The organism is Streptomyces sp. NPDC051207, assembly GCF_040682395.1.
GTDB lineage: Bacteria > Actinomycetota > Actinomycetes > Streptomycetales > Streptomycetaceae > Streptomyces.
The window spans coordinates 19,155-42,635 of the sequence record NZ_JBFBAX010000010.1 but is presented as its reverse complement, the minus strand read 5'-3'; the positions used below and the strand labels follow the sequence as shown (position 1 = coordinate 42,635).

Here is a 23,481-nt window from a genome sequence, read left to right as displayed (position 1 = left end):
GCCGTGACCACTCTGGATACCGTGACGGCACATCTCTCACACATCCCCTGCCGACACGCACGCGACGCCCACGAGGACCCACGCTGCCCGCGCACCGTCTCCCAGACCTCCCCGGCCGGGTCGCCGTACCGGAGCAGCAGCGCGGCACGCCTTCCCCGCTGGCGCACTTCAACACGGCACCGGCCGACACCGTACGGCGGCTGCTGCTCGCCTGCCTCGGCAGCCTCGGCTGGGCCGAGAGCGTCGCGGCCCACCGCCCGTACCCGGACACGGGCGCCCTGCTCGCCGCCGCGGACGAGGCCGCCTACGACCTGACCCCGGCGGACCTCGCGCAGGCCCTGGCCGCCGAGTCGCTGCCCGCGCTGCCGGCCGGCACCTACTCCGCCGCGCACACCGCCCTCAGCGCCGCGCACGCCGCCTACGAGGCCAAATTCGGTCATGTGTTCGTCATCTATCTCGGCGACACGCCCGTCGGCGAAATACCGGACCGGGTGCTGGAGGGCATCGGGTCACGATTGGCGAACGATCCGGAGGAGGAACGGATCGTGGCGGCCGAGCATCTGCGCCGTCTGGCCAGGAAACGCTTGCTGGACGCGCTGAGGGGCGCGGGGAACCGCGCGGGGGACCACGGCGATCCCGCCCCAGGGACATAGCGGGGCACCCCGGCACAGAAGCCGCACACGGTACCCCGAACGCGTGCCACATTGATCACACCGGCAGGCCCCCCGTCAGCCCCGCGGCGGCGCATCGCTACGATGCTGGGGGCCGGTGGACCGTACCCGGCCGGGCCCGACCGACACAGAAGCCGGCGCGGCCCCAATCCCCGCTCCCGGAGGAAACTTCCGTGCCGGCTGGAACGCTGTACCGCGGCCGGGAAGGAATGTGGTCCTGGGTGGCTCACCGAGTCACCGGCGTCCTCATCTTCTTCTTCCTGTTCGTGCACGTCCTGGACACCGCTCTCGTCCGTGTCTCTCCCGAGGCCTACGACAGGGTCGTGGCGACGTACAAGACGCCGATCGTCGCGCTGCTGGAGTACGGCCTCGTCGCCGCCATCCTCTTCCACGCGCTCAACGGTCTGCGTGTCATCGCCGTCGACTTCTGGTCGAAGGGCTCGCGCTACCAGAAGCAGATGCTCTGGTCCGTCGTCGGCCTGTGGGTCGTGCTGATGATCGGGGCGATCTACCCCGTCCTCGGCCACGCCGCTCGTGAACTGTTCGGGAGCTGACGCCCATGTCCACCACTGAAACCACCGCTTCCGGTGTCGGCCCCGTGGAGGGCGCTGAAGGCGCTTCCCTCTACAGCGTCGACAACCCCGCGCCCCTCATCGAGGCCCCGCGCAAGCGCACCACCAAGTCGCCGAAGTCCACCCGCGGCAACTTCGAGCTGTACGGCTGGCTGTTCATGCGGCTGTCCGGCGTGGTGCTGGTCGTCCTGGTCATCGGCCACCTGCTGATCCAGCTCGTGCTGGACGGCGGTGTCTCCAAGATCGGCTTCGCCTTCGTGGCCGGCCGCTGGGCGTCCCCCTTCTGGCAGGTCTGGGACCTGCTGATGCTGTGGCTCGCGATGCTGCACGGCACCATCGGACTGCGCACGGTCATCAACGACTACGCGGAGCGCGCGAACACCCGGCTGTGGCTCAAGGGCCTGCTCTACACCGCCACGGTGTTCACCATCCTGCTGGGCACGCTGGTGATCTTCACCTTCGACCCGAACATCCGCTAGGCACGGGGCTGCGAGAATCATGAAGATCCACAAGTACGACACCGTCATCGTCGGCGCCGGTGGCGCCGGTATGCGCGCCGCCATCGAGTCGACGAAGCGCAGCCGCACCGCCGTGCTGACCAAGCTCTACCCCACCCGCTCCCACACGGGCGCCGCGCAGGGCGGCATGGCCGCCGCGCTGGCCAACGTGGAGGAGGACAACTGGGAGTGGCACACCTTCGACACGGTCAAGGGCGGTGACTACCTGGTCGACCAGGACGCCGCCGAGATCCTGGCGAAGGAGGCCATCGACTCCGTCCTCGACCTGGAGAAGATGGGCCTGCCGTTCAACCGCACCCCGGACGGCACCATCGACCAGCGCCGCTTCGGCGGGCACTCCCGCAACCACGGCGAGGCCCCGGTCCGCCGGTCCTGCTACGCCGCGGACCGCACCGGCCACATGATCCTCCAGACGCTGTACCAGAACTGCGTCAAGGAGGGCGTGGAGTTCTTCAACGAGTTCTACGTCCTGGACCAGCTGATCACCGAGGTCGACGGCGTCAAGAAGTCGGCCGGTGTCGTGGCGTACGAGCTGGCCACCGGTGAGATCCACGTCTTCCACGCGAAGGCCGTGATCTACGCGTCCGGCGGCTGCGGCAAGTTCTTCAAGGTGACCTCCAACGCGCACACGCTGACCGGTGACGGCCAGGCCGCCGTGTACCGGCGGGGCATCCCGCTGGAGGACATGGAGTTCTTCCAGTTCCACCCGACCGGCATCTGGCGCATGGGCATCCTGCTGACGGAGGGCGCCCGCGGTGAGGGCGGCATCCTCCGCAACAAGGACGGCGAGCGCTTCATGGAGAAGTACGCGCCGGTCATGAAGGACCTCGCGTCCCGTGACGTCGTCTCCCGCTCCATCTACACCGAGATCCGCGAGGGCCGCGGCTGCGGTCCCGAGGGCGACCACGTCTTCCTCGACCTCACGCACCTCCCGCCGGAGCAGCTCGACGCGAAGCTGCCCGACATCACGGAGTTCGCGCGGACCTACCTGGGCATCGAGCCGTACACGGACCCGATCCCGATCCAGCCCACCGCGCACTACGCCATGGGCGGCATCCCGACGAACGTCGAGGGTGAGGTCCTGGCGGACAACACCACCGTCGTGCCGGGCCTGTACGCCGCCGGCGAGGTCGCCTGCGTGTCCGTGCACGGCGCCAACCGGCTCGGCACCAACTCGCTGCTGGACATCAACGTGTTCGGCAAGCGCGCGGGCATCGCCGCCGCCGACTACTCGCAGCGCGCGTACTTCGTGGAGCTGCCCGAGGCGCCCGAGGCCTTCGTCCTGGAGCAGATCGAGCGGCTGCGCACGTCCACCGGCAACGAGCGGGTGTCCACCCTGCGCCGCGAGCTGCAGGAGACCATGGACGCCAACGTCATGGTGTTCCGCACCGAGCAGACCATCAAGACGGCGGTCGAGAAGATCGCCGAGCTGCGCGAGCGGTACAAGAACGTGGCGATCCAGGACAAGGGCAAGCGGTTCAACACCGACCTGCTGGAGGCCATCGAGCTGGGCAACCTGCTCGACCTGGCCGAGGTCATGGCCGTCTCCGCGCTGGCCCGCAAGGAATCCCGCGGCGGCCACTACCGCGAGGACTACCCGAACCGCGACGACGTCAACTTCATGCGTCACACCATGGCGTACCGCGAGGTGGGCGCCGACGGCACCGAGTCCGTCCGTCTCGACTACAAGCCGGTCGTCCAGACCCGCTACCAGCCGATGGAGCGTAAGTACTGATGGCAACCCCTGTTCTGGACAAGGCCGAGACCCCGGACCCCGCGTCGGCGGCCTCCCCGTACATCACCGTCACCTTCCGGGTCCGCCGCTTCAACCCGGAGGTCTCGGCGGAGGCGACCTGGGAGGACTTCCGGCTGGAGATCGATCCCAAGGAACGCGTCCTGGACGGTCTCCACAAGATCAAGTGGGACCTGGACGGCTCGCTGACCTTCCGTCGCTCCTGCGCGCACGGCATCTGCGGCTCGGACGCCATGCGGATCAACGGCAGGAACCGCCTGGCCTGCAAGACGCTGATCAAGGACATCAACCCGGAGAAGCCGATCACGATCGAGCCCATCAAGGGCCTGACGGTCCTGAAGGACCTCGTGGTCGACATGGAGCCGTTCTTCCAGGCGTACCGGGACGTGATGCCCTTCCTGATCACGAAGGACACCAACGAGCCCACGCGCGAGCGGCTCCAGTCCGCCGAGGACCGCGAGCGCTTCGACGACACGACGAAGTGCATCCTGTGCGCCGCCTGCACCTCCTCGTGCCCGGTGTTCTGGAACGACGGGCAGTACTTCGGCCCGGCGGCCATCGTCAACGCGCACCGCTTCATCTTCGACTCGCGCGACGAGGCCGGCGAGCAGCGCCTGGAGATCCTCAACGACCGCGACGGCGTGTGGCGCTGCCGCACGACCTTCAACTGCACGGACGCCTGTCCGCGCGGTATCGAGGTCACCAAGGCGATCGCGGAGGTGAAGCGGGCGCTGATCACGCGCCGCTTCTGACCTTCTCGTCGCCGTGCCGCCCGGGGCCCCGTCCGCGTGCGGGCGGGGCCCCGGGCGCGGTCACAGCTGGCTGAGGACCGTCGGGTCGGTGATCTTCGTGTCGTCGGCCAGCATCAGGGCCTTGCTGAGGATCACGGCCAGCATGCGGTCGCCCTCGTAGGGCAGGTAGCCGGTCCCCGGGGCGGCCGGGTCCGCCTTCGGGACGATGCACAGGTACTGGTCGTTCGGGCTCATCAGGATGTTGCCCGAGCCCAGGTGGATCTTGTACGTGTGCCGCTCGCCCCGCACGTGCAGGAACCGGCCCTCCAGGGTGCACCGGCCGGCAATGGCGAGCCTCGGTATCAGGCGTTCCAGCAGCGCGCGGCGGGTCTCGGCGCTCTGGTTCAGCTCCCCGAAGCCGTACGACGTCCAGTACTCGCGGAAGCGTCCGCCGGGGCCGCCGTCCTGCCAGGTCGGGTCGTTGCCGACGCTGGACACGCCGACGAACAGGTCGACGTCGCGCAGGACTTCGGACAGTACCAGGGGCGGGACGTCCTCCAGCGGGACCGGCTCGACCGGGTCGGCGCCGTCGCGCAGCCACATGCGGTACGGGCCGCCGCAGCAGTGCGCCGAGTTCTCCGGGGCGCCGGCCGGGTAGAAGCGGACCTGGTCGGTGCGCAGCCGCAGGAAGGTGCCCGAGTCGGTGAGGTCCTGGTGGCCGGCGTCGCCGTCGCCCGCGATCCAGTACTCGGCGCGCAGGCCCCACTGGGGCAGTTCGCGGGTGGCGGGCGGCGCCTCGTCGTCGACGCTCAGGCGGAGCTTGTTGCGCCAGCCGCGGATCGCGGTCAGGGAGTGGAACTGGTGCTGGCGCAGCACGTGCGCCGCGAAGCGGTTGGAGTACGTGCGGGTGGCGCGCTCGGCGTCGGTGAGCAGGTACACCTCGCGGTGGGCCTGCTTGAACGGCTGGGTGATGCCGTGCCGTTCCAGCCAGTCGCGCCAGGCGACGATCTCGGCCGGGTCGTGGCCGACGGGGTGCCACAGCTCGACGGTGGTGCCCTCGGTGACGGGGGTGCCGGTGAGGGTGCGCAGGGCGCCGTCCGCGAAGCCGGCCGTCGTGCCGTCGACCGTCCACAGCAGGCGGCGGGCGAGGGTGCCGACCAGCGGATGGTCGAGGTAGCGCTCGCGCCAGGCCGCGTAGGCCCAGGTGCGGCGGGCCAGGAACTGGCGGTCCAGGCGCTCGCTCTGCGCCGACAGCATCCTGTCGAGGTCCTTGACGGTGGCCTTGAGCCCTGTCAACTCCTCGGCGTGGTCGCGCTTCACGGCCGCGGGGACGCTCTTGACGGCCTTGCCGCTCGCGTTGCGCCAGGTCAGCACCGCCTTCGTGCCGCGGATGTCGAGCAGGGCGGTGACGTCTGCGAGGGTGCGCTCGGCGCGGCCGACCTCCGTCAGCCCGTACGCGGGCACGGCCAGCTCCTCGATCTCCTCGCGGCTCAGGCCGAGCGCGGCGGCCCGCGCCTGAAGGGCGCCGTCGATGAGCCTGGCGGTGCTCTTGTACGTCACCCGGGCGGCGAGCCGGGCCAGTTCGGCGAGGGCGGCCTCGCTGTCGACGCGGGCGAGCGCGACGACGCCGGCGTTGGCGATTTTCGGGTTGCGCGGGCCGTGGCCGGCGATCTTCTTCAGGGACGTCTCCACCAGGGCGCCGAGCGCGCGGGCCGTGTCCGGGTGCGGGGGCAGCAGCGACAGCAGCCAGGCGAGACCGCGCAGCGCGGTCGCGTTGTACGGGTCGTAGACGCTGTTGAGGTGCGTCGCGTAGGTGTCCACCTCCAGCGGCAGGGTGCGCGGGCGTCCGACGAGGCCGAGCCAGGTCAGGACGGTGGTGCGGACGCGGTCGGTGCCGAGGGCGTCGGCGAGGGCCTGGGCCTGCCTGTCCCACTTGGCGGTCGGTCTGGAGGCGGTGGCGGTGAGCGCGTGGGCGAGCAGGGCCCGCCAGCCGCCGCCGGCGTCCTCGATGGCCCGGTCGGCCCATGCCTCGCCGACGTTGAGGACGGGCTCGGTGAGCTGTTCGGCCAGCCCGGTCAGTTCGTCCGCGCGGTAGGCCTCCAGCGCGGAGCGGCGGACGACGGCGACGACGGACGGCGGCAGCTCCCGGCCCGCGGCGCGTTCGGCGCGGGCCAGCACGTCGAACCGGGACGCGTGCCAGAAGGAGTGGCGCCGCCCGAGGTCCTCCAGTGCCCTGCGCCGCTCCCCGGCCAGCGGGTCCTCGTCCAGGCCCCTGGCGACGAAGGAGTACAGCGCGAGCGCGCTGCACCGCTGCTCGGTGTCCTCGCCGACCAGCGGGAAGCGGTCCGCGAGGGCGTGCACCAGTCGGCGGCGCTGCTCCCCGGACAGCTTCCGCAGGGCGTCGAGCAGCCCGTCCCAGGCGCCGCCCCAGTAGCCCTCGGGGTCGGTCATCGCCTTCAGCGCCGCGTCGGCGGCTTTGCCCATGTCCCCGGTGAGGATGCCGTCGCGGACCCGCGTGGTGTGCGCACCGGTGCCGGTCATCAGCCACCCACCAGCGGGACGAGCTTCAGGAAGGTGACCTCCGTGCCGAGCGGCAGGTCGATCTCCTCGTCCGGGTCGGTGACCTGACGGTCCCCCACCAGTACCAGGAAGCCGTTGCCCGCGAAGGCCCTCAGGGCCAGCGCGGTCTGTGCCTCGGGGTCTATCCGGCGGGGTGTGCGCAGCGCGTAGCCGTTGAGCACCCGCTCGGTGTCCGCGGGCCGCACCAGTCCCTGGAACACCTCCGGTGTGCGCGCGTTGAACTCGGCGACCTCCTGGAACACCCGGCGCCGGATCAGCTCCCGGGCGCTCAGCCGCTCCTCGGCGATCTCCAGCCCCCGGGCCGGGCGCCGCTCCCCCGTAGTCGTCTCGTCGACGAACCTCACGATTGCCATGCCGCCGACAGTACGAGCCAGCACTGACAATCACCGGCCAATCACCGGCCGCGGGCGATCATCGGCCTACATTGACGGTATGTCAGATGAGGAGTCGTACGAACTGCTCGGGTTCGACAACGTGCTGGTGCCCGTCGGGGATCTCGGCCGGGCCGTGGAGTTCTACGGGCGGGCCGGGTTCCCGGTGGCCTTCCGGCTGGACGAGGCCGGCATCGCGCTGCTCAAGGTCGGCGGCGAGACGCCCGGCATCCTGCTGCGCGCCGAGGACGGCCTGGGGCACCGCCCGCCGCCGTGGCCCGCCACGCGCGTGTGGCTGGAGGTGCCCGACGCCCGGGCGGCCTGCCGTGCGGTGCGCGCGGCGGGCATCCCGCCGCTGGACGAGCCGTTCCCGACCGCGACCGGCTGGACCGCCGAGTTCGCCGACCCGTGGGGCAACGTCGTCGGGTTCACGGACTACTCGCGGCGCCCGGAACTCGGGCGCCGGCCGTAGCCCACGGGCGGCGTGGACGCCCGGAACCGCGGGGCCCAAGGGCGCGTGGCGCGGGCAGCGGGACCGGTCAGGCCTGACGCGACGCCAGTTCGATCACCGTGATGTCCGACGGGGCGCCCACGCGGGTCGGCGGGCCCCAGGCGCCCGCGCCCCGGCTGACGTACAGCTGGGTGTCGCCGTAGCGTTCCAGGCCCGCGAGGGTCGGGTTGGCGGCGGCGGCGACGAGGTTGCCGGGCCAGAGCTGGCCGCCGTGGGTGTGGCCGGACAGCTGGAGGTCGACGCCGTGCTCGACGGCCTCGTGGATCTGCACCGGCTGGTGGGCGAGCAGCACGCACGCGCGTGCCGGGTCCCGGTCGCCGAGCGCCCTGGCGTGGTCCGGGCCCTGCCCCTCGGCCTCACCGCGGACGTCGTTCACGCCGGCCAGGTCGAAGTGCGCCAGCTCACGGCGGGCGTTCTCCAGGGGGTGCAGGCCGAGCCGCCGCACCTCCTCGACCCACTGCTCGGCGCCGGAGAAGTACTCGTGGTTGCCGGTCACGAAGTACGCGCCGTGCCGCGCCCGCAACTGGGCGAGGGGGGCCGCCGCGGGGCCGAGGTCCTCGACCATGCCGTCCACCAGGTCGCCGACCACGGCGATGAGGTCGGGCTGCGTGCCGTTGATCGTGTCGACGACCTTCTGTGCGAAGCCCCGGCCGAGCACCGGGCCGAGGTGGACGTCGCTGACCACCGCGATGCGGTAACCGTGCGCCGCGCGCGGCAGCTTGGCCAGTGGGACGGTCACCCGCTTCACCTTCGGACCGCGCAGCACGCCGTAGGTGCCGTAGCCCACGGTCCCGACGGCCGCTGCCGCCGCCGCGCCGCCGACGACCCGGGAGACGAACAGCCGCCGTGAGGGCACGGCCAAGGTCCGGGAGGTGCCGGTACCGCCCCCCGGACCGGCCTCGGGCCCGGGCCCGCTGTCCGGATGCGGCGCTGCGGCGCCCGGCGCGCCCGCCGCCGCGGGCACCGGCGTCTGCGCGCGTGTGCCGGACTCGGCGGCCGGCGCGCGCCGCTCCAGGAACCGCCGCAGCAGCGGTCGTACCAGCTCGCCCGCCCCCACCGCGAGCAGCAGGTAGATCGACAGGGCCAGCCACAGGAAGCCCGGCCAGGCGAGCACCTGCTGGAGCCGGAACGGCGCGCCGGAGCGCTCGGCGACGAACGCGGCGACCGTGAGGACCCAGCCGCCCGCGACCAGCACCGCGCCGGCCCGGCGCACCGGGCCGGGGCCGCGGGTGGTGTCGCGGAACAGGCGCCGCCACACGTACCAGTTGCCGACCGCCATGACGGCCAGCACCAGCAGCGCGACGAGCACGAAGACGATGACCACGCTGTTGTGTCCCCTCAGCCGCTATGACGCGCGGCGCAGTGCGCGGATTCCGCGCAACCCGATGACCCCGATGACCGTCCCCCATACGAAGGACACGACGGCGAGCAGGAGATGGACCCAGAAGTACCCCGTCGGGTCCCCGTCGTCGAACGCGAGCCCGCTGCTGTCCTTGACCAGGTTTTTGACGAAAGTGACCCAGATGACCCAGCTCCACACCCCGAAGGCGAGCAGGAACCAGGAGACGGGGCGGCTGAGCTTCATACGCCCAGTATCGCCGTCGCGTGTCCGGTTCCGTGGCCGGGGTGGGGCGTGCGGCAGGACATCCCTGGCCGGTGCAGGTACCTTCTCGGTCGTGCCCGCACCCAAGAAGAGCGCCCGCCGGTCGTCGCTGGTCGCCTGTGCCGTCGTTGTGTCCACCGCGCTGACCGCGCCCGTCGTCTCGGCGGCCCCGAAACCGTCACCGTCCGCCAGCCCGTCGGCCACTCCCCCGGCCACCATGTCGAGCGTGGGCGGGGCCCTGCTCGGGCGGCCCGGCACACAGGTGAGCCTGGCGGGCGACGCGCCCGTGCTGCCGAAGGACGTGTCCGCCCGCTCGTGGATCGTCGCCGACGCCGAGTCCGGCGAGGTGCTCGCCGCGCACAACGCGCACTGGCGGCTGGCCCCGGCGAGCACGCTGAAGATGCTGTTCGCGGACACGCTGCTGCCGAAGTTCCCGAAGACGCGCAAGCACAAGGTCGCCCCCTCCGACCTGGACGGCATCGGTCCGGGCTCCAGCATGGTCGGCATAAAGGAGGACGAGACCTACACCGTCCACGACCTGTGGCTCGGGGTGTTCCTGCGCTCCGGGAACGACGCCGTGCGGGTGCTGTCCGCGATGAACAACGGCATCGGGAACACCGTCCGGGAGATGAACGAGCACGCCGAGGAGCTCCAGGCCCTCGACACGCACGTGGTCTCCCCGGACGGCTACGACGCGGACGGGCAGGTCTCCTCCGCGTACGACCTGACGCTGATCGCGCGGTCCGGGCTGCAGAAGAAGGACTTCCGCGAGTACTGCTCCACGCTGTCGGCGAAGTTCCCCGGCCGGACGAAGAAGGGCAAGAAGGGCAAGCAGGTCCGGGAGACCTACGAGATCCAGAACACCAACCGGCTGCTGACCGGCGACTACGACATCTCCCAGTACACGGGCATCGCGGGCGTCAAGAACGGCAACACCACCAACGCGGGCGCCACCTTCACGGGCGTCGCCGAACGCGACGGCAAGGTGCTGCTGGTGACGGTGATGCACCCGGAGAAGGACGGGCACAACCAGGTCTACAAGGAGACCGCCCGCCTCCTCGACTGGGGCTTCAAGGCGGCGGGCAAGGTGCGTCCGGTGGGAGAGCTGGTGCCGCCCAGGGGCGCCGCGCAGCCCAGCCCGCAGCCGAGCCCGCAGCCGGTCGCCGGCACCCCGGGCGAGGCCGGCGGGACGGGCGGGGGCGCCGGGGGCACCAAGCCGGTGGCCGGCGCCGCGCAGGACGACTCCGGCGGCGTCGGCATCGCGCTGGGCATCACCGCCGGGCTGCTGGTGCTGCTCTCGGGCGCCGGGTTCCTGGTCAACCGCCGCTGGCCGCTGCCGGATCTGGTCCGCCGCCGGACGCGTCCGTGACGTCCTTCCGCGCGGCCTCGCTGCCCGTCGCGGTCCAGGCGGCGCAGAACAGCACCAGCTTGGACGTGAAGTTGATCCACAGCAGCAGGGCGACCGGCACCCCGAAGGCGCCGTACATGCTCTTCGCGGCCACGCCCTGCATGTAGCCGCTCAGCAGCAGCTTGAGCAGTTCGAAGCCGATCGCGCCGGTCAGCGCCGCCACCAGCAGGCGGCGGCGCGGCGGCTGGACGCCGGGCAGCAGTGTCAGGACGTACAGCAGGAGCAGGAAGTCGGCGAGCACGGCGACGGCGAAGGCGGCGAGGTAGAGCAGGACGCTGCCGAGGCCGCCCTCGTCGATGCCGAGCCACCGGGTGAGCCAGCCGACCATCGCGGAGGCGACGGCGGAGGCGGCGATGGTGACGAGGAGGGCGCCGCCGAGCCCGACGAGGATGCCCGCGTCCTTGGCCTTGCGCAGGACCGGGTTCTCGTCCTCCTCGGGCAGTTCCCACACGGCGCGCAGGCACTCGTGCGTGGAGCCGGCCCACCCTATGCCGGTGAACAGCAGGGCGGCCGCCGCGATGAGGCCGACGGTGCCGGCGTTCTCCACCAGGCCGGCGATGTTCAGCTGGTCGGAGATGCCGGGCACCTGCTCGGCGAGCTTGTCCTGGAGGGTGTCCTGCTGCTTGCCGCTGAGGGTGGCGGCGGCGATCGTGGCGACCACGGTCAGCAGCGGGAACAGCGCGACGAAGCTGGTGAACGTCATCGCCGCGGCGAGCCGGTACCACTTGACGCGGTCCAGCCGCTCGAACGACCGCCACGCGTGCGTGCGCATCATCCGGGCGGCGAGCGGCCCGACGACAGGGAGCTTCTTCAGCCAGTCCACGCTCTGCTTGTGCCCCCGGGCAGCGCCGCGACGCGTCCCGGGACCGACTCGGGAGGCGGCATACCATTAATCACCCATTTCGGCTACATACCGAAGGTAACGGGACCAAATGTCCGTACAGCGGCGATACGGTCACCGGACATGTCTGCCGGCAACCCCCAGGAGCTGTCGTGAAGGACGCCTTCGGCCTCCCCCGGTCCCTGCTCGTCCTCGGCGGTACGTCCGAGGTCGCGCTGGCCACCGCACGCCGCCTGATCGCCCGCCGCACCCGCACCGTCTGGCTCGCGGGCCGCCCGGCGCCCGCCCTGGACGGGGCCGCGGCCGAGCTGCGGAGCCTGGGCGCCCAGGTGCACACGGTCGCGTTCGACGCGCTCGACCCCGGGTCGCACGAGGCGGTGCTCGGCAAGATCTTCGCCGAGGGCGACATCGACATGGTGCTGCTCGCCTTCGGCGTCCTCGGCGACCAGGCGCAGGACGAGCGGCAGCCGGTGAACGCGGTGCGGGTCGTGCAGACCAACTACACGGGCGCGGTGTCGGCGGGCCTGGTGTGCGCGGGCGCGCTCCAGGCGCAGGGCCACGGCTCCCTCGTCGTGCTGTCGTCGGTGGCCGGTGAGCGGGCCCGGCGCGCCGACTTCATCTACGGCTCCAGCAAGGCCGGGCTGGACACCTTCACGCAGGGCCTGGGCGACGCGCTGCACGGCACGGGCGTGCACGTCATGGTCGTACGGCCCGGGTTCGTCCGCTCCCGGGCGACGGCCGGGCTGCCCGAGGCGCCGCTCGCGACGACGCCGGAGGCGGTGGCGACGGCCGTCGAGCTGGGCCTGAGGCGCCGCTCGGAGACGGTGTGGGTGCCGGGCTCGCTGCGCGTGGTGATGTCGGTCCTGCGCCACCTGCCGCGGTCGGTGTTCCGCCGCCTGCCCCTCTAGGGCCGAAACGACCCGCTAGCGCGCGGGCAGCGGGCCGCGCTGGGTGTGTCCGGCCTGCGGGGGCACCACCGTGCTGCCGAAGGTGAACTCGCGCAGCTTGCGCCACACGCCGTCGGCGCCCTGCTCGTAGAGCGCGAAGCCGGTGCAGGGCCACTGGGCCTCGTAGTCGGCCAGCTCCTCGTAGGCGCGGTCCATGGCGGCCTCGTCGATGCCGTGCGCCACGGTGACGTGCGGGTGGTACGGGAACTGCAGGTCGCGGGCCACGGGGCCGGAGGCGTCCCGGACCTGCTTCTGCAGCCAGGTGCACGCCTCGGCGCCCTCCGCCACCTGCACGAACACCACCGGCGACAGCGGGCGGAAGGTGCCGGTCCCGGACAGCCGCATCGGGAACGGCCGGCCGGCCGCCGCGACCTCGCCGAGGTGCGCCTCGATCGCCGGGAGGGCGGCGGCGTCGACCTCGGTCGGCGGCAGCAGTGTGACGTGCGTGGGGATCCCGTGAGCCGCGGCGTCGCCGAAGCCCGCGCGCAGCTGCTGGAGCTCGCTGCCGTGAGGCTCCGGGACCGCGATCGACACACCGATCGTTACGGTCCCCACGTCGTCTCCTGTCGTCCTCGTCGGGTGCTCGCCGTCCGGCGAGCGGGTCCGGCCGCCCGTGCGGTCGCCCGGTTATCGACTGTACGGCCACGACCGTGCCGCGGGCAGGCGCAACCGACGTGATGTGCGGCGCTGTCCGGTGGTACAGGCGTGTGCCAGGTGCGATTCAGTGCTTGGCGGGCAGGAAGCCCACCTTGTCGTACGTCTGGGAGAGGGTCTCCGCGGCGACGGCGCGTGCCTTCTCCGCGCCCTTGGCCAGGATCGAGTCCAGCGTCTCCGGGTCGTCCAGGTACTGCCGGGTCCGCTCCCGGAACGGCGTCACGAACTCGGTCATGACCTCGGCGAGGTCCGTCTTGAGCGCACCGTAGCCCTTGCCGGCGTACTTCTGCTCGAGTTCGGCGACACCCGTACCGGTGAGGGTCGCGTAGATGGTGAGGAGGTTGCTGACGCCGGGCTTGGCGGCCGGGTCGTGGCGGATCACCGTGTCCGTGTCGGTGACCGCGCTCTTGACCTTCTTCGCGGTGGCCCTGGGCTCGTCCAGCAGGTTGATCAGGCCCTTCGAGGTGGACGCCGACTTGCTCATCTTGACCGTCGGGTCCTGAAGGTCGTAGATCTTCGCCGTCTCCTTGAGGATGTACGGCTTGGGGAGCGTGAAGGTCTCGCCGAAGCGGCCGTTGAAGCGGTCGGCGAGGTCGCGGGTCAGCTCGATGTGCTGGCGCTGGTCCTCGCCGACCGGGACCTCGTCGGCCTGGTAGAGCAGGATGTCCGCGACCTGGAGGATCGGGTACGTGAAGAGGCCGACGCTCGCGCGGTCGGCGCCCTGCCGGGCGGACTTGTCCTTGAACTGGGTCATGCGGGAGGCCTCGCCGAAACCGGTGAGGCAGTTCATGATCCAGGCGAGCTGGGCGTGCTCGGGGACGTGGCTCTGCACGAACAGCGTGCAGCGCTCCGGGTCGAGGCCTGCCGCGAGGAGCTGGGCGGCGGCCAGGCGCGTGTTCGCCCGCAGGTCCCGCGGGTCCTGCGGAACCGTGATCGCGTGCAGGTCCACGACCATGTAGAACGCGTCGTGGGTCTCCTGGAGGGCCACCCACTGCCGGACGGCGCCGAGGTAGTTGCCGAGGTGGAACGAGCCTGCGGTGGGCTGGATTCCGGAGAGCACGCGCGGTCGGTCATTCGCCATGCCCCCATTCTCTCAGAGAGCCCGCGGGGGTCCGTGCACGGGGAACTGCGGACCGTGGCGGGCCGGTCGCGCGGCTCCCCGTGCCGGGACGGGGCGGGTCAGCCCAGGTCGATGTCCGGGTAGAGGGGGAAGCCCGCCACCAGGTCCGTGGCGCGCTGGGCGATCTCCTGCGAAACCTTCCCGTCCAGGGCGTGGGACGCCTTGGAGGGGGCGCCCGACTTCGTCGTGCCCGCTTCCGTGGCGGTCAGCACGCGGTCGATCAGGCCCGCCACCTCGTCCATCTCCGCCGTGCCGAGGCCGCGTGTGGTGAGCGCCGGGGTGCCGATGCGGATGCCGGAGGTGTACCAGGCGCCGTTCGGGTCGGCCGGGATGGCGTTGCGGTTGGTGACGATGCCCGAGTCGAGCAGGGCCGCCTCGGCCTGGCGGCCGGTGAGGCCGTAGGACGTGGCGACGTCGATCAGGTTGAGGTGGTTGTCCGTGCCGCCGGTGACGAGGGTGGCGCCGCGGCGCGTCAGGCCCTCGGCGAGCGCGCGGGAGTTGTCCACGATGCGCTGCGCGTAGTCCTGGAAGGACGGCTGCCGGGCCTCGGCGAGGGCGACGGCCTTGGCGGCCATGACGTGCGGGAGCGGGCCGCCGAGGACCATTGGGCAGCCGCGGTCCACCTGGTCCTTGAGGGAGTCGTCGCACAGGACCATGCCGCCGCGCGGGCCGCGCAGCGACTTGTGGGTGGTGGTGGTGACGATCTGGGCGTGCGGGACCGGGTCGAAGTCCCCGGTGAGGACCTTGCCGGCGACGAGGCCGGCGAAGTGCGCCATGTCGACCATGAGCGTGGCGCCCACCTCGTCGGCGATCTCGCGCATGATCCGGAAGTTCACCAGCCGGGGGTAGGCGGAGTAGCCCGCCACGATGATCAGCGGCTGGAAGTCGCGGGCCTGGGCGCGCAGGGCGTCGTAGTCGATGAGGCCGGTCGACGGGTCGGTGCCGTAGGAGCGCTGGTCGAACATCTTGCCGGAGATGTTCGGGCGGAAGCCGTGGGTGAGGTGGCCGCCGGCGTCGAGGGACATGCCGAGCATGCGCTGGTTGCCGAAGGCGCGGCGCAGCTCGGCCCAGTCGGCGTCGGTCAGCTCGTTGATCTGGCGGACGCCGGTCTTCGCCAGGAAGGGCGCTTCGACGCGGTCGGCGAGGACGGCCCAGAAGGCGACGAGGTTGGCGTCGATGCCGGAGTGCGGCTGGACGTAGGCGTGGCGGGCGCCGAACAGTTCGCGGGCGTGTTCGGCGGCGAGGGACTCGACGGTGTCGACGTTGCGGCAGCCGGCGTAGAAGCGGCGGCCGACGGTGCCCTCGGCGTACTTGTCGCTGAACCAGTTGCCCATGGCGAGGAGGGTGGCCGGGGAGGCGTAGTTCTCGGAGGCGATCAGCTTGAGCATCTCGCGCTGGTCGGCGACCTCCTGGCCGATGGCGTCGGCGACGCGCGGCTCGACGGCGCGGATCACGTCGAGGGCGGCGCGGAAGGCGGTGGACTCGGTGGACAGGGGCTGCTGGTCGGGCATGTCGGCCTCCGGGCGTGGCTGTCGGCGGTCACGGTTCACGGTTCGGCCCAGGCGCACGGCACTCGCACGGCCACCCGTCGCCGGGTTTCCGGGGCCGCTTCCCGATGGTCGGTCCCATCCCAGCACGCCAGTCACGGCCCGTGGCCAGCGTACCGGCCGGGGGCCGCGGGCCGGGCGGGGAGTCCGCCATGCGGGCGGGGCGCGGCCCGCTACAGGATCACGTGGGGCAGGAAGCGGGCGTACGCGTCGGTGACGAGCCCGGAGGACTCGCGGATGCCGAGCCCGGCCGACGCGTCCTCGACCGTCCAGGCGCCGAGGACGACCCGGTTGCCGTCGAAGGACGGCAGGGGCGCGAGCTCCTGGTAGCAGCAGGGTTCGTCGCGGACGGCGGGGGCGGCGCCGGGTTCGTGGACGGTGACGCCGGCGCCTTCCCTGCCGAGCAGGGGCTTGGCGACGTAGCCGGTGGTGGCGGCGAGGTCGCGGGGGCCGTCGAGGTGGGCGGGCAGCAGGTTGGGGTGGCCGGGGTACAGCTCCCACAGGACGGCGAGCAGGGCCTTGTTGCTGAGCAGCATCTTCCAGGCCGGTTCGATCCACAGGGTGCTGCCGGTGCCGCCGCCGTTGTCGAGGGTGTCGAGGACGTGCCCGGCGAAGCGGTCGGTGGTGAGCCATTCCCAGGGGTAGAGCTTGAAGCAGCTGCGGATGAAGCGGAGCCGGTGGTCGACGAAGCGGCGGGAGAGCCGGTCCCAGCCGATCTCCTCCATCGTGATCCAGCCGGTGTCCAGGCCGGCCTGTTCGGCGGTCTCCTTGAGGTAGGCGACCGTCATCAGGTCCTCGCCGCACTCGTCGGCGTCGGAGTACGCGAAGTACAGGGGGCTGCCGGGCGGGAGCAGGGGGGCCTGTTTCCTCCAGGCGGCGACGAGGCGTTCGTGGAGGGAGTTCCACTGGTCGGCGCCGGGGAAGCGTTCCTCCATCCAGAACCACTGGGGGGAGGCGGCCTCCACCAGGGAGGTGGGGGTGTCGGCGTTGTACTCCAGCAGCTTGGCGGGGCCGGTGCCGTCGTAGCGCAGGTCGAAGCGGCCGTAGAGGGAGGGGAGTTCGGCGCGGCGGTGCCAGGCCTCGGTGACGGCGCGGACCAGGCGCGGGTCGGTGATGCCGAGGTCGGTGAAGCGGTCCTCGGCGACGATGTGGGCCGCCGCGGCGAGGCACATGCGGTGCAGTTCCTCGACGGTCTCCTCCAGCGCCTCGATCTCGGGCAGGCTGAAGACGTAGTAGGCGCTCTCGTCCCAGTAGGGGCGCAGGGAGCCGTCGGGGTGGCGGGTGAGCGGGTAGATCAGCCCTTGTTCCTCGACGGTCTGCTGCCAGCCGGGGCGGGGCTCGGCGGTGCGGCGTTCCATGTCCGGCCGGTCCGCTCAGCCGCCGCCGCTGCCGGCCGAGCAGCCGAAGCCGCCGCGGTCGACGGCCTCGCTGCGGCTGAAGGAGCCGTCGTCGCCGGTGCGGCCGTTGCGGGTCCGGCCGCCGTAGTACCAGGAGGCGTTGGTGCCGGAGCCGTAGGAGGAGCCGCCGGATTCGCCGGACTCGCAGTACTTGTCGTCGATGATCTCGTAGCCCCCGTAGGGGTCGTAGTCGTCGCGGTCCACGCAGCGGCGGTCGGGGTCCGATCCGCAGGAGGTCAGGGCCGCCGCGACGACTCCCATGCCGCCGAGTACGACCGTGCTCGAGCGCAGCCGGCGCCGTGTCTGAGCCATGTCCTGGTCTCCCCCATGTGGTGCGTGGCCGAGGCCGGCCGACCGGTTTCCGGCCGCAAGCCTAGGGAGGGGGGCGGGCGGGTGTGCGGGCGGCCGGTGGTTACCGGCGCCTGCGAGCGGGGTTTCGGGGCGGTTTGCCCCGCATCGGACGGTCGTGAAGTGGTCACGCCCAGGTCGGCGGCGAGCACCCGGAACGAGGGCAGCCGGGTGCCGGGGGCCGGCCGGCCGGTGCGCACGGCCTCGCGCAGGGCATCAGGCCGCGTCACGTTCGGGCCCCGTCTCCAGGAGCGGGCCGCGCAGGCGCTGCGCGGCATCGCGGACACCCTGGGGCGGTGAGGGTCAGGACAGCCATGCCCGCCACGTGGACTCGTGGCTGTCCACCCACTTCTCCGCCGCCTCCTCGGGCGACAGCTTCTGTTCGGCGATCATCAGGGAGACCTCGTTCTGGTCCTCGGTCGTCCACCTGAACTTCCGCAGGAACTCCGCCGCCCTGCCGCCGTTCCTCGCGAAGTCCGCGTTGAGGTACTTCTGCAGCGGCGTGTGCGGATAGGCGCAGGCCACCTTCTCCGGGTCGGCGTCGCAGCCCTCCTTGTACGGCGGCAGCCTCACCTCGGTCATGGGGACCTTCTCGAACAGCCACTGCGGGGTGTACCAGTAGGTGAGGAAGGGCTTCTTCTCCTTGGCGAACTGCTTGATCTGCGTGATCTGCGCCGCCTCGGACCCGGCGAACACCACCTCGTAGTCCAGCTTCAGGTTCTTCACCAGGGCCTTGTCGTTGGTGACGTAGGACGGGGAGCCGTCCATCAGCTGGCCCTTGCCGCCGCTCTCGGCGGTGCGGAACCGCTCGGCGTACTTGTTGAGGTTCTTCCAGTCGGTGACGTCCGGGTGCCGCTCGGCGAAGTACGTGGGGACGTACCAGCCGATGTGCCCGGTGACCCCGAGGTCGCCGCCGCGCGCGACGGTCCTCTTGTCCTGGACGTACCGCTTCTCCTGGTCGGGGTGGCCCCAGTCCTCCAGGATCGCGTCGACGCGGCCCTGGCTGAGCGCGTCCCACGCGGGGACCTCGTCGACCTGGACGGTGTCGACGCGGTAGCCCAGCTCGTGCTCCAGCAGGTACTGGGCGACGGCCACGTTGGACTGGGCGCCCACCCAGGACTGGACGGACAGGGTGACCGTCCCGGCGCCCCGGGCGTTGGCGAACGGCGAGGCCTGCCGGGTCATGTCGGCGGCGCCGCAGCCGGTCAGCAGCGCCAGGGAGGCCATCACGGCCGTGGTACGCAGGCGCATGTCACGCTCCCTTCTTCGTGCGGCGTCCGGTCGGCTGCGTCACCCGGTCCAGCATCAGGCCCAGGCAGACGATGGCGGCACCGGCCACCAGACCGGTCGCCAGGTCGCCCTGGGCGAGGCCGAAGACGACGTCGTAGCCGAGGGCGCCGCCGCCGACCAGGCCGCCGATGATGACGACGGCGAGGACGAGGACCACGCCCTGGTTGACGGCGAGCAGCAGCGCCGGGCGGGCCAGCGGCAGTTGCACCTGCGTCAGCTGCTGGGCGCCGGTCGCGCCGAGCGAGCGGGCCGACTCCAGGGCGGCCGGGTCGACCTGGCGCAGGCCCTGCGCGGTGATGCGGACGACGGCGGGCAGCGCGTACACGACGGCCGCCGCGACGGCCGGGGCGCGACCGACGCCGAACAGGGCGACGACCGGGATCAGGTACACGAACTGCGGCATCGTCTGGAACACGTCCAGCACCGGCCGCAGCAGCCGTTCGAAGCGGTCGCTGCGGGCGGCGGCGACGCCGGTGGCGAAGCCGAGCAGCAGGGTGACGGCGACGGCCGCCAGCACCTGGGACAGCGTGTCCAGGGACGGCTTCCACACGCCGAGCACACCGGTCGCGGCCATGGCGAGCACGGCGGTCAGCGCGGTGCGCCAGGTGCCGATCAGCCAGGCCGGCACGGCGACGGCGAGCAGCACGGCCCACCAGGGCAGCCACAGCAGGCCGTCCCGCAGCGGGTCCAGGACCCAGGTGGTGAAGCCGCCCGCCCAGTCGGCGGTGCCGCCGACGACGGGCACACCCGAGTACAGGTGGCCGGTCATCCAGTCGACGGCCCGGTTGACGGGCTCGGCGATGTCGACGCTCCACGCGCCGGGCCATTCCAGGCGGCCCGTCAGGCGCCCGGCGACCGCGACGGCCACGGCACCCGCCAGGGCGAGCACCCCGTGCAGGCGCGGCTTCGGGTCCTCGCCGAGTCCGGCGCCGGCCGCGGCGGTCACCCGGTCCAGGACGACGGCCAGCAGCACGATCGGGATGCCGGCGGCGAGCGCCGCGCCCACGTCGACGGAGGCGAGCGCCTGGTAGACGCGGTCGCCGAGGCCGCCCGCGCCGATCACGGAGGCGATGACCGCCATGGACAGCGCCATCATGATCGCCTGGTTGACGCCGAGCAGGAGTTCCTTGCGGGCCAGCGGGATGCGCGCGGTCAGCAGGCGCTGCCACGCGGTCGAGCCGAGCGACTCGACGGCCTCCAGCACCTCCTTGTCGGCGCCGCGCAGGCCGAGCGCGGTGAGCCGGGCCATGGGCGGGGCGGCGTAGACGACGGTGGCCAGGACGGCGGCGGGGACGCCGATGCCGAAGACCAGCACGACGGGCAGCAGGTAGGCGAAGGCCGGGAGCACCTGCATGGTGTCCAGCACCGGTCGCAGCGCCCGGTCCATCCGGTCGGACAGCCCGGCGGCGAGCCCCAGCAGGGCGCCGGCGGCGACGGACACGGTGACCGCGACGGCCATCAGCGCGAGGGTCTGCATGGTCGGCACCCACATGCCGAGCGCCCCGCACGTGAGGAACGCGAGGGCGGTGCCGGCGGCCAGGCGGACGCCCGCGACGCGCCAGGCGATCAGGGCGCCGATCGCGGTGACCCCGGCCCAGCCCACGGCGAGCAGGCCGAGGTAGACGGCGCGTACGGAGACGACGACCGCGTTGCTGACGTGGCCGAAGAAGTGGAGGAACAGCGGGTGGCTGTCGCGGTGGTCGATGATCCAGTCGCTGGTGCGGCCGAGCGGCCCGGTGAGGTCGACCGTGAGGGCGGCGGGCCAGATGGCGCCGCCCCACGTGGCGGTGGCCGGGGGGACGAGGACCGCCGCGAGCACGGCGAGGGCGAGCAGCTTGCGTGCGGCCGGGCCGGTGAGGATGCCCGGCGGTGACGTCCTGGGCGTCGGCGCGGTGATCGTCGCCATCACACCGGCTCCTCGGTGGCGCCGGCCGGGCGCTTGCGTGTCCTGCGCGGCAGCGGCAGCGCCGGGACGGTCCCCACGGCGGCGGGGCGGGCCGGGGCGACGCCCGCGACCACGTCCAGCAGGGCGTCGGAGTCGACCACGCCCAGGCACCGGCCGCCGTCCATCACCCGGGCGGAGGTGCCCGCCCGCGCCACGGCCTCGATGGCCTCGGAGACCGTCGCGTCCGGGGCCACCGCGGGGCCGTTGCCCGCCTCCTCGGCGGAGGCCGCCCGCATCGCGGTGCGGACCGTCATGACCTGTTCGCGCGGGACGTCCCGGACGAACGCGCGGACGTAGTCGTCGGCGGGCGAGCCGACGATCTCCTCGGGCGTGCCGAGCTGCACGATCCGGCCGTCGCGCATCAGGGCGATGCGGTCACCGAGGCGGAGGGCCTCGTTCAGGTCGTGGGTGATGAAGACCATCGTGCGGCCCTCCTCGCGGTGCAGCCGGATCACCTCCTCCTGCATGTCGCGCCGGATCAGCGGGTCGAGCGCGCTGAACGGCTCGTCGAACAGCAGCACTTCGGGGTCGACGGCGAGCGCGCGGGCCAGCCCGACGCGCTGGCGCTGGCCGCCGGACAGCTGGGCGGGCCTGCGGTGCTCCATGCCCTCCAGGCCGACCTTGGCGACGACCTCGGCGGCCCGGGCGCGCCGCTCGGCCCGGCCGAGGCCCTGGATCTCCAGGCCGTACGCCACGTTGTCCAGGACGGTGCGGTGCGGGAGCAGGCCGAAGTGCTGGAAGACCATCGCGGCGCGGTGCCTGCGCAGTGCGCGCAGCCGGGACCCGTCCATGGCGCGGACGTCCTCGCCGTCGATGGCGATACGGCCCGCCGTCGGCTCGACGAGCCGGGTCAGGCAGCGCACCAGGGTGGACTTGCCGGAGCCGGACAGGCCCATGACGACGAAGACCTCGCCCTTGCGGACGTCGAAGGTCACGTCACGGACGGCGGCCGTGCAGCCGGTGCGGGTGCGCAGCTCGGCGGCGTCCAGTCCGGCCAGTTCGGGGTCGGCGGGTATCCGGTGGGCCTTGGGGCCGAAGACCTTCCACAGGCCCTCGACGGAGAAGACGGGGTTCTGGGCGTTCTCGCGGGCGTGGGTCGTCGTACTCATCACGCACCACCTCCGATCAGGTCGACGGCCCGCTCACCGACCATGAGCACGCCGATCATGGGGTTCACCGCGGTCATGGTCGGGAAGACGGACGCGTCGGCGACACGGATGCCCTCCAGGCCGCGGATGCGCAACTCCGGGTCCACGACGGCGAGTTCGTCGGCCGCGGCGCCCATGCGGCAGGTGCCCGCGGGGTGGTACACGGTGTGCGCGGCCCTGCGGGCGTACTCGCCGAGTTCCTCGTCGCCGGTGACGTCCGGGCCCGGGCAGACCTCCCGCTTGAGCCACTGCGCCAGCGGTTCGGTCCTCGCTATCTCGCGGGCGATGCGGATGCCGTCGACCAGGGTGCGGCCGTCGTAGTCGTCCTCGTCGGTGAAGTACCGGAAGTCCAGGGCGGGCTTCACGGACGGGTCGGCGCTGGTCAGGTACAGCCTGCCGCGGCTTCGGGGCTTGGGGATGTTCGGCGTCATGGAGACGCCGAACTCGGGCCGCCCGTAGCCCAGTCGCTCCGGGTTGTCCGTGAACGGGATCTGGTAGAAGTGGAACATCAGGTCCGGGCCCGGGTGCTCGGGGTCGCGGCGCACGAACAGGCCCGCGTCGGAGTCCATCGCGGAGTTCTCGGGTATCGGCCCGTGGGTCTCCCAGACGATGACCGACTCGGGGTGGTCGAGCAGGTTCTCGCCGACGCCCGGCAGGTCGTGGACGACGGGGATGTCCAGCGCCTCCAGCTGCTCCCCGGGGCCGATGCCGGAGTGCAGCAGCAGCCGCGGCGAGTCGACGGCGCCCGCGCACAGCAGGACCTCGCTGCGGGCGCGGACCAGGAACTCGGTGCCGTCCTTGGCGCGCACGTGCACGCCCTCGACGCGGGTGCCGTTCAGCTCCAGCCGGTACGCCCAGGTCTCCAGCAGGATCGTCAGGTTGGCGCGTTCGTCCATCACCGGGTGCAGGTACGCCACCGATGCCGAGGACCGCTTGTTGTTCTCCGGGTGGTAGGCGAGGTCGAAGAAGCCGGCGCCCTCGGTGAACGGCTTCTTGTTGAAGCCCTCGACGCGCGGCACGCCGAGCGCGGCCTGGGCGGCGTCCACGAAGTCGCGGGCGATGGCGTTGCGGTCCTTCTCGTCCACCGGGACGATGTTGTTCTTCAGGCGCGCGTAGTACGCCTCCATCTGGACGGCGCCCCAGCCCTTGGCGCCCGCGGCCTCCCACTCGTCCCAGTCGGAGGGGAGCGGCTTGAACGCGATGAGCGTGTTGTGGGAGGAGCAGCCGCCGAGCACGCGGGCGCGGCTGTGCCGGATGTGCGAATTGCCGCGTGGCTGCTCGGTGGTGGGGTAGTCGTAGTCCAGTTCGCCGCCGAGCAGGCCCATCCAGCGGCGCAGCGTCAGCACGTCGTCGCGGCCGACGTCGCTGGGGCCGCCCTCGATGACGGCGACGGTGACGTCGGGGTTCTCGGTCAGCCGGGAGGCTATGACGGACCCGGCGGTGCCGCCGCCGATGACGACGTAGTCGTAGACGTGGGTGGTCTCGGCCATGGGAGGTACTGCTCCAGAGGCGTGCGGAGCCCGGTG

General features: G+C 72.2%; 23 protein-coding genes. 9 read left to right on the top strand and 14 right to left on the bottom strand.

Annotated features, from left to right (window positions below; all coding sequences use genetic code 11):
- Positions 1-158 precede the first annotated feature (158 nt).
- The 5 genes from AB0M97_RS12690 (at position 159) to AB0M97_RS12670 (ending at position 4,266) form a co-directional block, all read left to right on the top strand.
- Positions 159-653 carry a 2-oxo-4-hydroxy-4-carboxy-5-ureidoimidazoline decarboxylase gene (locus AB0M97_RS12690; protein ID WP_365960976.1) on the top strand — a complete coding sequence of 165 codons (495 nt, stop codon included), beginning with the start codon at positions 159-161 and terminating at the stop codon, positions 651-653.
- 191 nt (positions 654-844) lie between these two features.
- Entirely contained in the window at positions 845-1,225 is a 381-nt protein-coding gene (sdhC, locus tag AB0M97_RS12685) for a succinate dehydrogenase, cytochrome b556 subunit (protein WP_365960819.1), read from the top strand.
- A 5-nt stretch (positions 1,226-1,230) separates the two neighbouring features.
- Positions 1,231-1,722, top strand: coding sequence for a succinate dehydrogenase, hydrophobic membrane anchor protein (gene sdhD / locus AB0M97_RS12680; protein ID WP_365960818.1), 492 nt, complete (start codon positions 1,231-1,233; stop codon positions 1,720-1,722).
- Positions 1,723-1,741: 19 nt separating this feature from the next.
- On the top strand, positions 1,742-3,496 hold the full coding sequence (gene sdhA, locus AB0M97_RS12675) for a succinate dehydrogenase flavoprotein subunit (protein ID WP_365960816.1): 1,755 nt from the start codon (positions 1,742-1,744) through the stop codon (positions 3,494-3,496).
- Positions 3,496-4,266: a succinate dehydrogenase iron-sulfur subunit gene (locus tag AB0M97_RS12670; protein WP_365960815.1), complete on the top strand. Its 771-nt coding sequence runs from the start codon at positions 3,496-3,498 to the stop codon at positions 4,264-4,266. Before sdhA ends, AB0M97_RS12670 begins: the two co-directional genes overlap by 1 nt.
- Before the next feature lie 60 nt (positions 4,267-4,326).
- Here AB0M97_RS12670 and AB0M97_RS12665 read toward each other — a convergent pair whose 3' ends face one another.
- Both AB0M97_RS12665 and AB0M97_RS12660 read right to left on the bottom strand, forming a co-directional pair.
- Complete coding sequence (locus tag AB0M97_RS12665) at positions 4,327-6,786, bottom strand: DUF4132 domain-containing protein (protein WP_365960814.1); 2,460 nt, start codon at positions 6,784-6,786, stop codon at positions 4,327-4,329.
- Complete coding sequence (locus AB0M97_RS12660; protein ID WP_365960813.1) at positions 6,786-7,178, bottom strand: hypothetical protein; 393 nt, start codon at positions 7,176-7,178, stop codon at positions 6,786-6,788. The genes AB0M97_RS12665 and AB0M97_RS12660 overlap by 1 nt, the downstream gene beginning before the upstream one ends.
- A gap of 79 nt (positions 7,179-7,257) precedes the next feature.
- Here AB0M97_RS12660 and AB0M97_RS12655 point away from each other — a divergent pair, with 79 nt between their 5' ends.
- Positions 7,258-7,668 carry a VOC family protein gene (locus tag AB0M97_RS12655; RefSeq protein ID WP_365960812.1) on the top strand — a complete coding sequence of 137 codons (411 nt, stop codon included), beginning with the start codon at positions 7,258-7,260 and terminating at the stop codon, positions 7,666-7,668.
- A gap of 67 nt (positions 7,669-7,735) precedes the next feature.
- Here AB0M97_RS12655 and AB0M97_RS12650 read toward each other — a convergent pair whose 3' ends face one another.
- Complete coding sequence (locus AB0M97_RS12650; protein WP_365960811.1) at positions 7,736-9,031, bottom strand: metallophosphoesterase; 1,296 nt, start codon at positions 9,029-9,031, stop codon at positions 7,736-7,738.
- Positions 9,032-9,052: 21 nt separating this feature from the next.
- Entirely contained in the window at positions 9,053-9,292 is a 240-nt protein-coding gene (locus AB0M97_RS12645; protein ID WP_365960810.1) for a hypothetical protein, read from the bottom strand.
- 91 nt (positions 9,293-9,383) lie between these two features.
- Between AB0M97_RS12645 and AB0M97_RS12640 the strand changes: the two genes are divergently transcribed.
- A complete protein-coding gene (locus tag AB0M97_RS12640; protein WP_365960809.1) occupies positions 9,384-10,679 on the top strand; it encodes a D-alanyl-D-alanine carboxypeptidase in 1,296 nt (431 codons plus the stop codon).
- Here the strand turns inward: AB0M97_RS12640 and AB0M97_RS12635 are convergent.
- Positions 10,627-11,541, bottom strand: a complete 915-nt coding sequence (locus tag AB0M97_RS12635; protein ID WP_365960808.1) for a YihY/virulence factor BrkB family protein — start codon at positions 11,539-11,541, stop codon at positions 10,627-10,629. The genes AB0M97_RS12640 and AB0M97_RS12635 overlap by 53 nt on opposite strands.
- Positions 11,542-11,711: 170 nt before the next feature.
- Between AB0M97_RS12635 and AB0M97_RS12630 the strand changes: the two genes are divergently transcribed.
- Entirely contained in the window at positions 11,712-12,467 is a 756-nt protein-coding gene (locus AB0M97_RS12630) for a decaprenylphospho-beta-D-erythro-pentofuranosid-2-ulose 2-reductase (RefSeq protein ID WP_365960807.1), read from the top strand.
- Between the two features lie 15 nt (positions 12,468-12,482).
- Here AB0M97_RS12630 and AB0M97_RS12625 read toward each other — a convergent pair whose 3' ends face one another.
- The 5 genes from AB0M97_RS12625 to AB0M97_RS12605 form a co-directional block, all read right to left on the bottom strand.
- Positions 12,483-13,061 carry a 2'-5' RNA ligase family protein gene (locus AB0M97_RS12625; RefSeq protein WP_365960806.1) on the bottom strand — a complete coding sequence of 193 codons (579 nt, stop codon included), beginning with the start codon at positions 13,059-13,061 and terminating at the stop codon, positions 12,483-12,485.
- A 166-nt stretch (positions 13,062-13,227) separates the two neighbouring features.
- Positions 13,228-14,241 carry a tryptophan--tRNA ligase gene (gene trpS / locus AB0M97_RS12620; protein WP_365960805.1) on the bottom strand — a complete coding sequence of 338 codons (1,014 nt, stop codon included), beginning with the start codon at positions 14,239-14,241 and terminating at the stop codon, positions 13,228-13,230.
- Between the two features lie 98 nt (positions 14,242-14,339).
- Positions 14,340-15,791 carry a glycine hydroxymethyltransferase gene (locus AB0M97_RS12615; protein WP_365960804.1) on the bottom strand — a complete coding sequence of 484 codons (1,452 nt, stop codon included), beginning with the start codon at positions 15,789-15,791 and terminating at the stop codon, positions 14,340-14,342.
- Between the two features lie 209 nt (positions 15,792-16,000).
- A complete protein-coding gene (locus tag AB0M97_RS12610) occupies positions 16,001-17,185 on the bottom strand; it encodes a glutathionylspermidine synthase family protein (RefSeq protein WP_365960802.1) in 1,185 nt (394 codons plus the stop codon).
- A gap of 15 nt (positions 17,186-17,200) precedes the next feature.
- Complete coding sequence (locus AB0M97_RS12605) at positions 17,201-17,536, bottom strand: hypothetical protein (RefSeq protein WP_365960801.1); 336 nt, start codon at positions 17,534-17,536, stop codon at positions 17,201-17,203.
- A gap of 159 nt (positions 17,537-17,695) precedes the next feature.
- On the opposite strand from AB0M97_RS12605, the gene AB0M97_RS12600 reads away from it, so the two are divergent.
- A complete protein-coding gene (locus tag AB0M97_RS12600) occupies positions 17,696-17,872 on the top strand; it encodes a hypothetical protein (RefSeq protein ID WP_365960988.1) in 177 nt (58 codons plus the stop codon).
- A 3-nt stretch (positions 17,873-17,875) separates the two neighbouring features.
- On the opposite strand, the gene AB0M97_RS12595 is transcribed toward AB0M97_RS12600, so the two are convergent.
- The 4 genes from AB0M97_RS12595 to AB0M97_RS12580 are packed head-to-tail and all read right to left on the bottom strand — an operon-like array spanning position 17,876 to position 23,445.
- Positions 17,876-18,823 (bottom strand): ABC transporter substrate-binding protein, encoded by a 948-nt coding sequence (locus AB0M97_RS12595; RefSeq protein WP_365960800.1) that lies wholly within the window; start codon positions 18,821-18,823, stop codon positions 17,876-17,878.
- A 1-nt stretch (position 18,824) separates the two neighbouring features.
- The gene (locus tag AB0M97_RS12590; protein ID WP_365960799.1) at positions 18,825-20,768 is read right to left on the bottom strand and encodes an ABC transporter permease subunit; all 1,944 of its coding nucleotides are present in this window, start codon (positions 20,766-20,768) and stop codon (positions 18,825-18,827) included.
- A complete protein-coding gene (locus AB0M97_RS12585) occupies positions 20,768-21,916 on the bottom strand; it encodes a glycine betaine/L-proline ABC transporter ATP-binding protein (RefSeq protein WP_365960798.1) in 1,149 nt (382 codons plus the stop codon). The genes AB0M97_RS12590 and AB0M97_RS12585 overlap by 1 nt, the downstream gene beginning before the upstream one ends.
- Positions 21,916-23,445 carry a GMC oxidoreductase gene (locus tag AB0M97_RS12580; protein WP_365960797.1) on the bottom strand — a complete coding sequence of 510 codons (1,530 nt, stop codon included), beginning with the start codon at positions 23,443-23,445 and terminating at the stop codon, positions 21,916-21,918. Before AB0M97_RS12580 ends, AB0M97_RS12585 begins: the two co-directional genes overlap by 1 nt.
- Positions 23,446-23,481 lie beyond the last annotated feature (36 nt).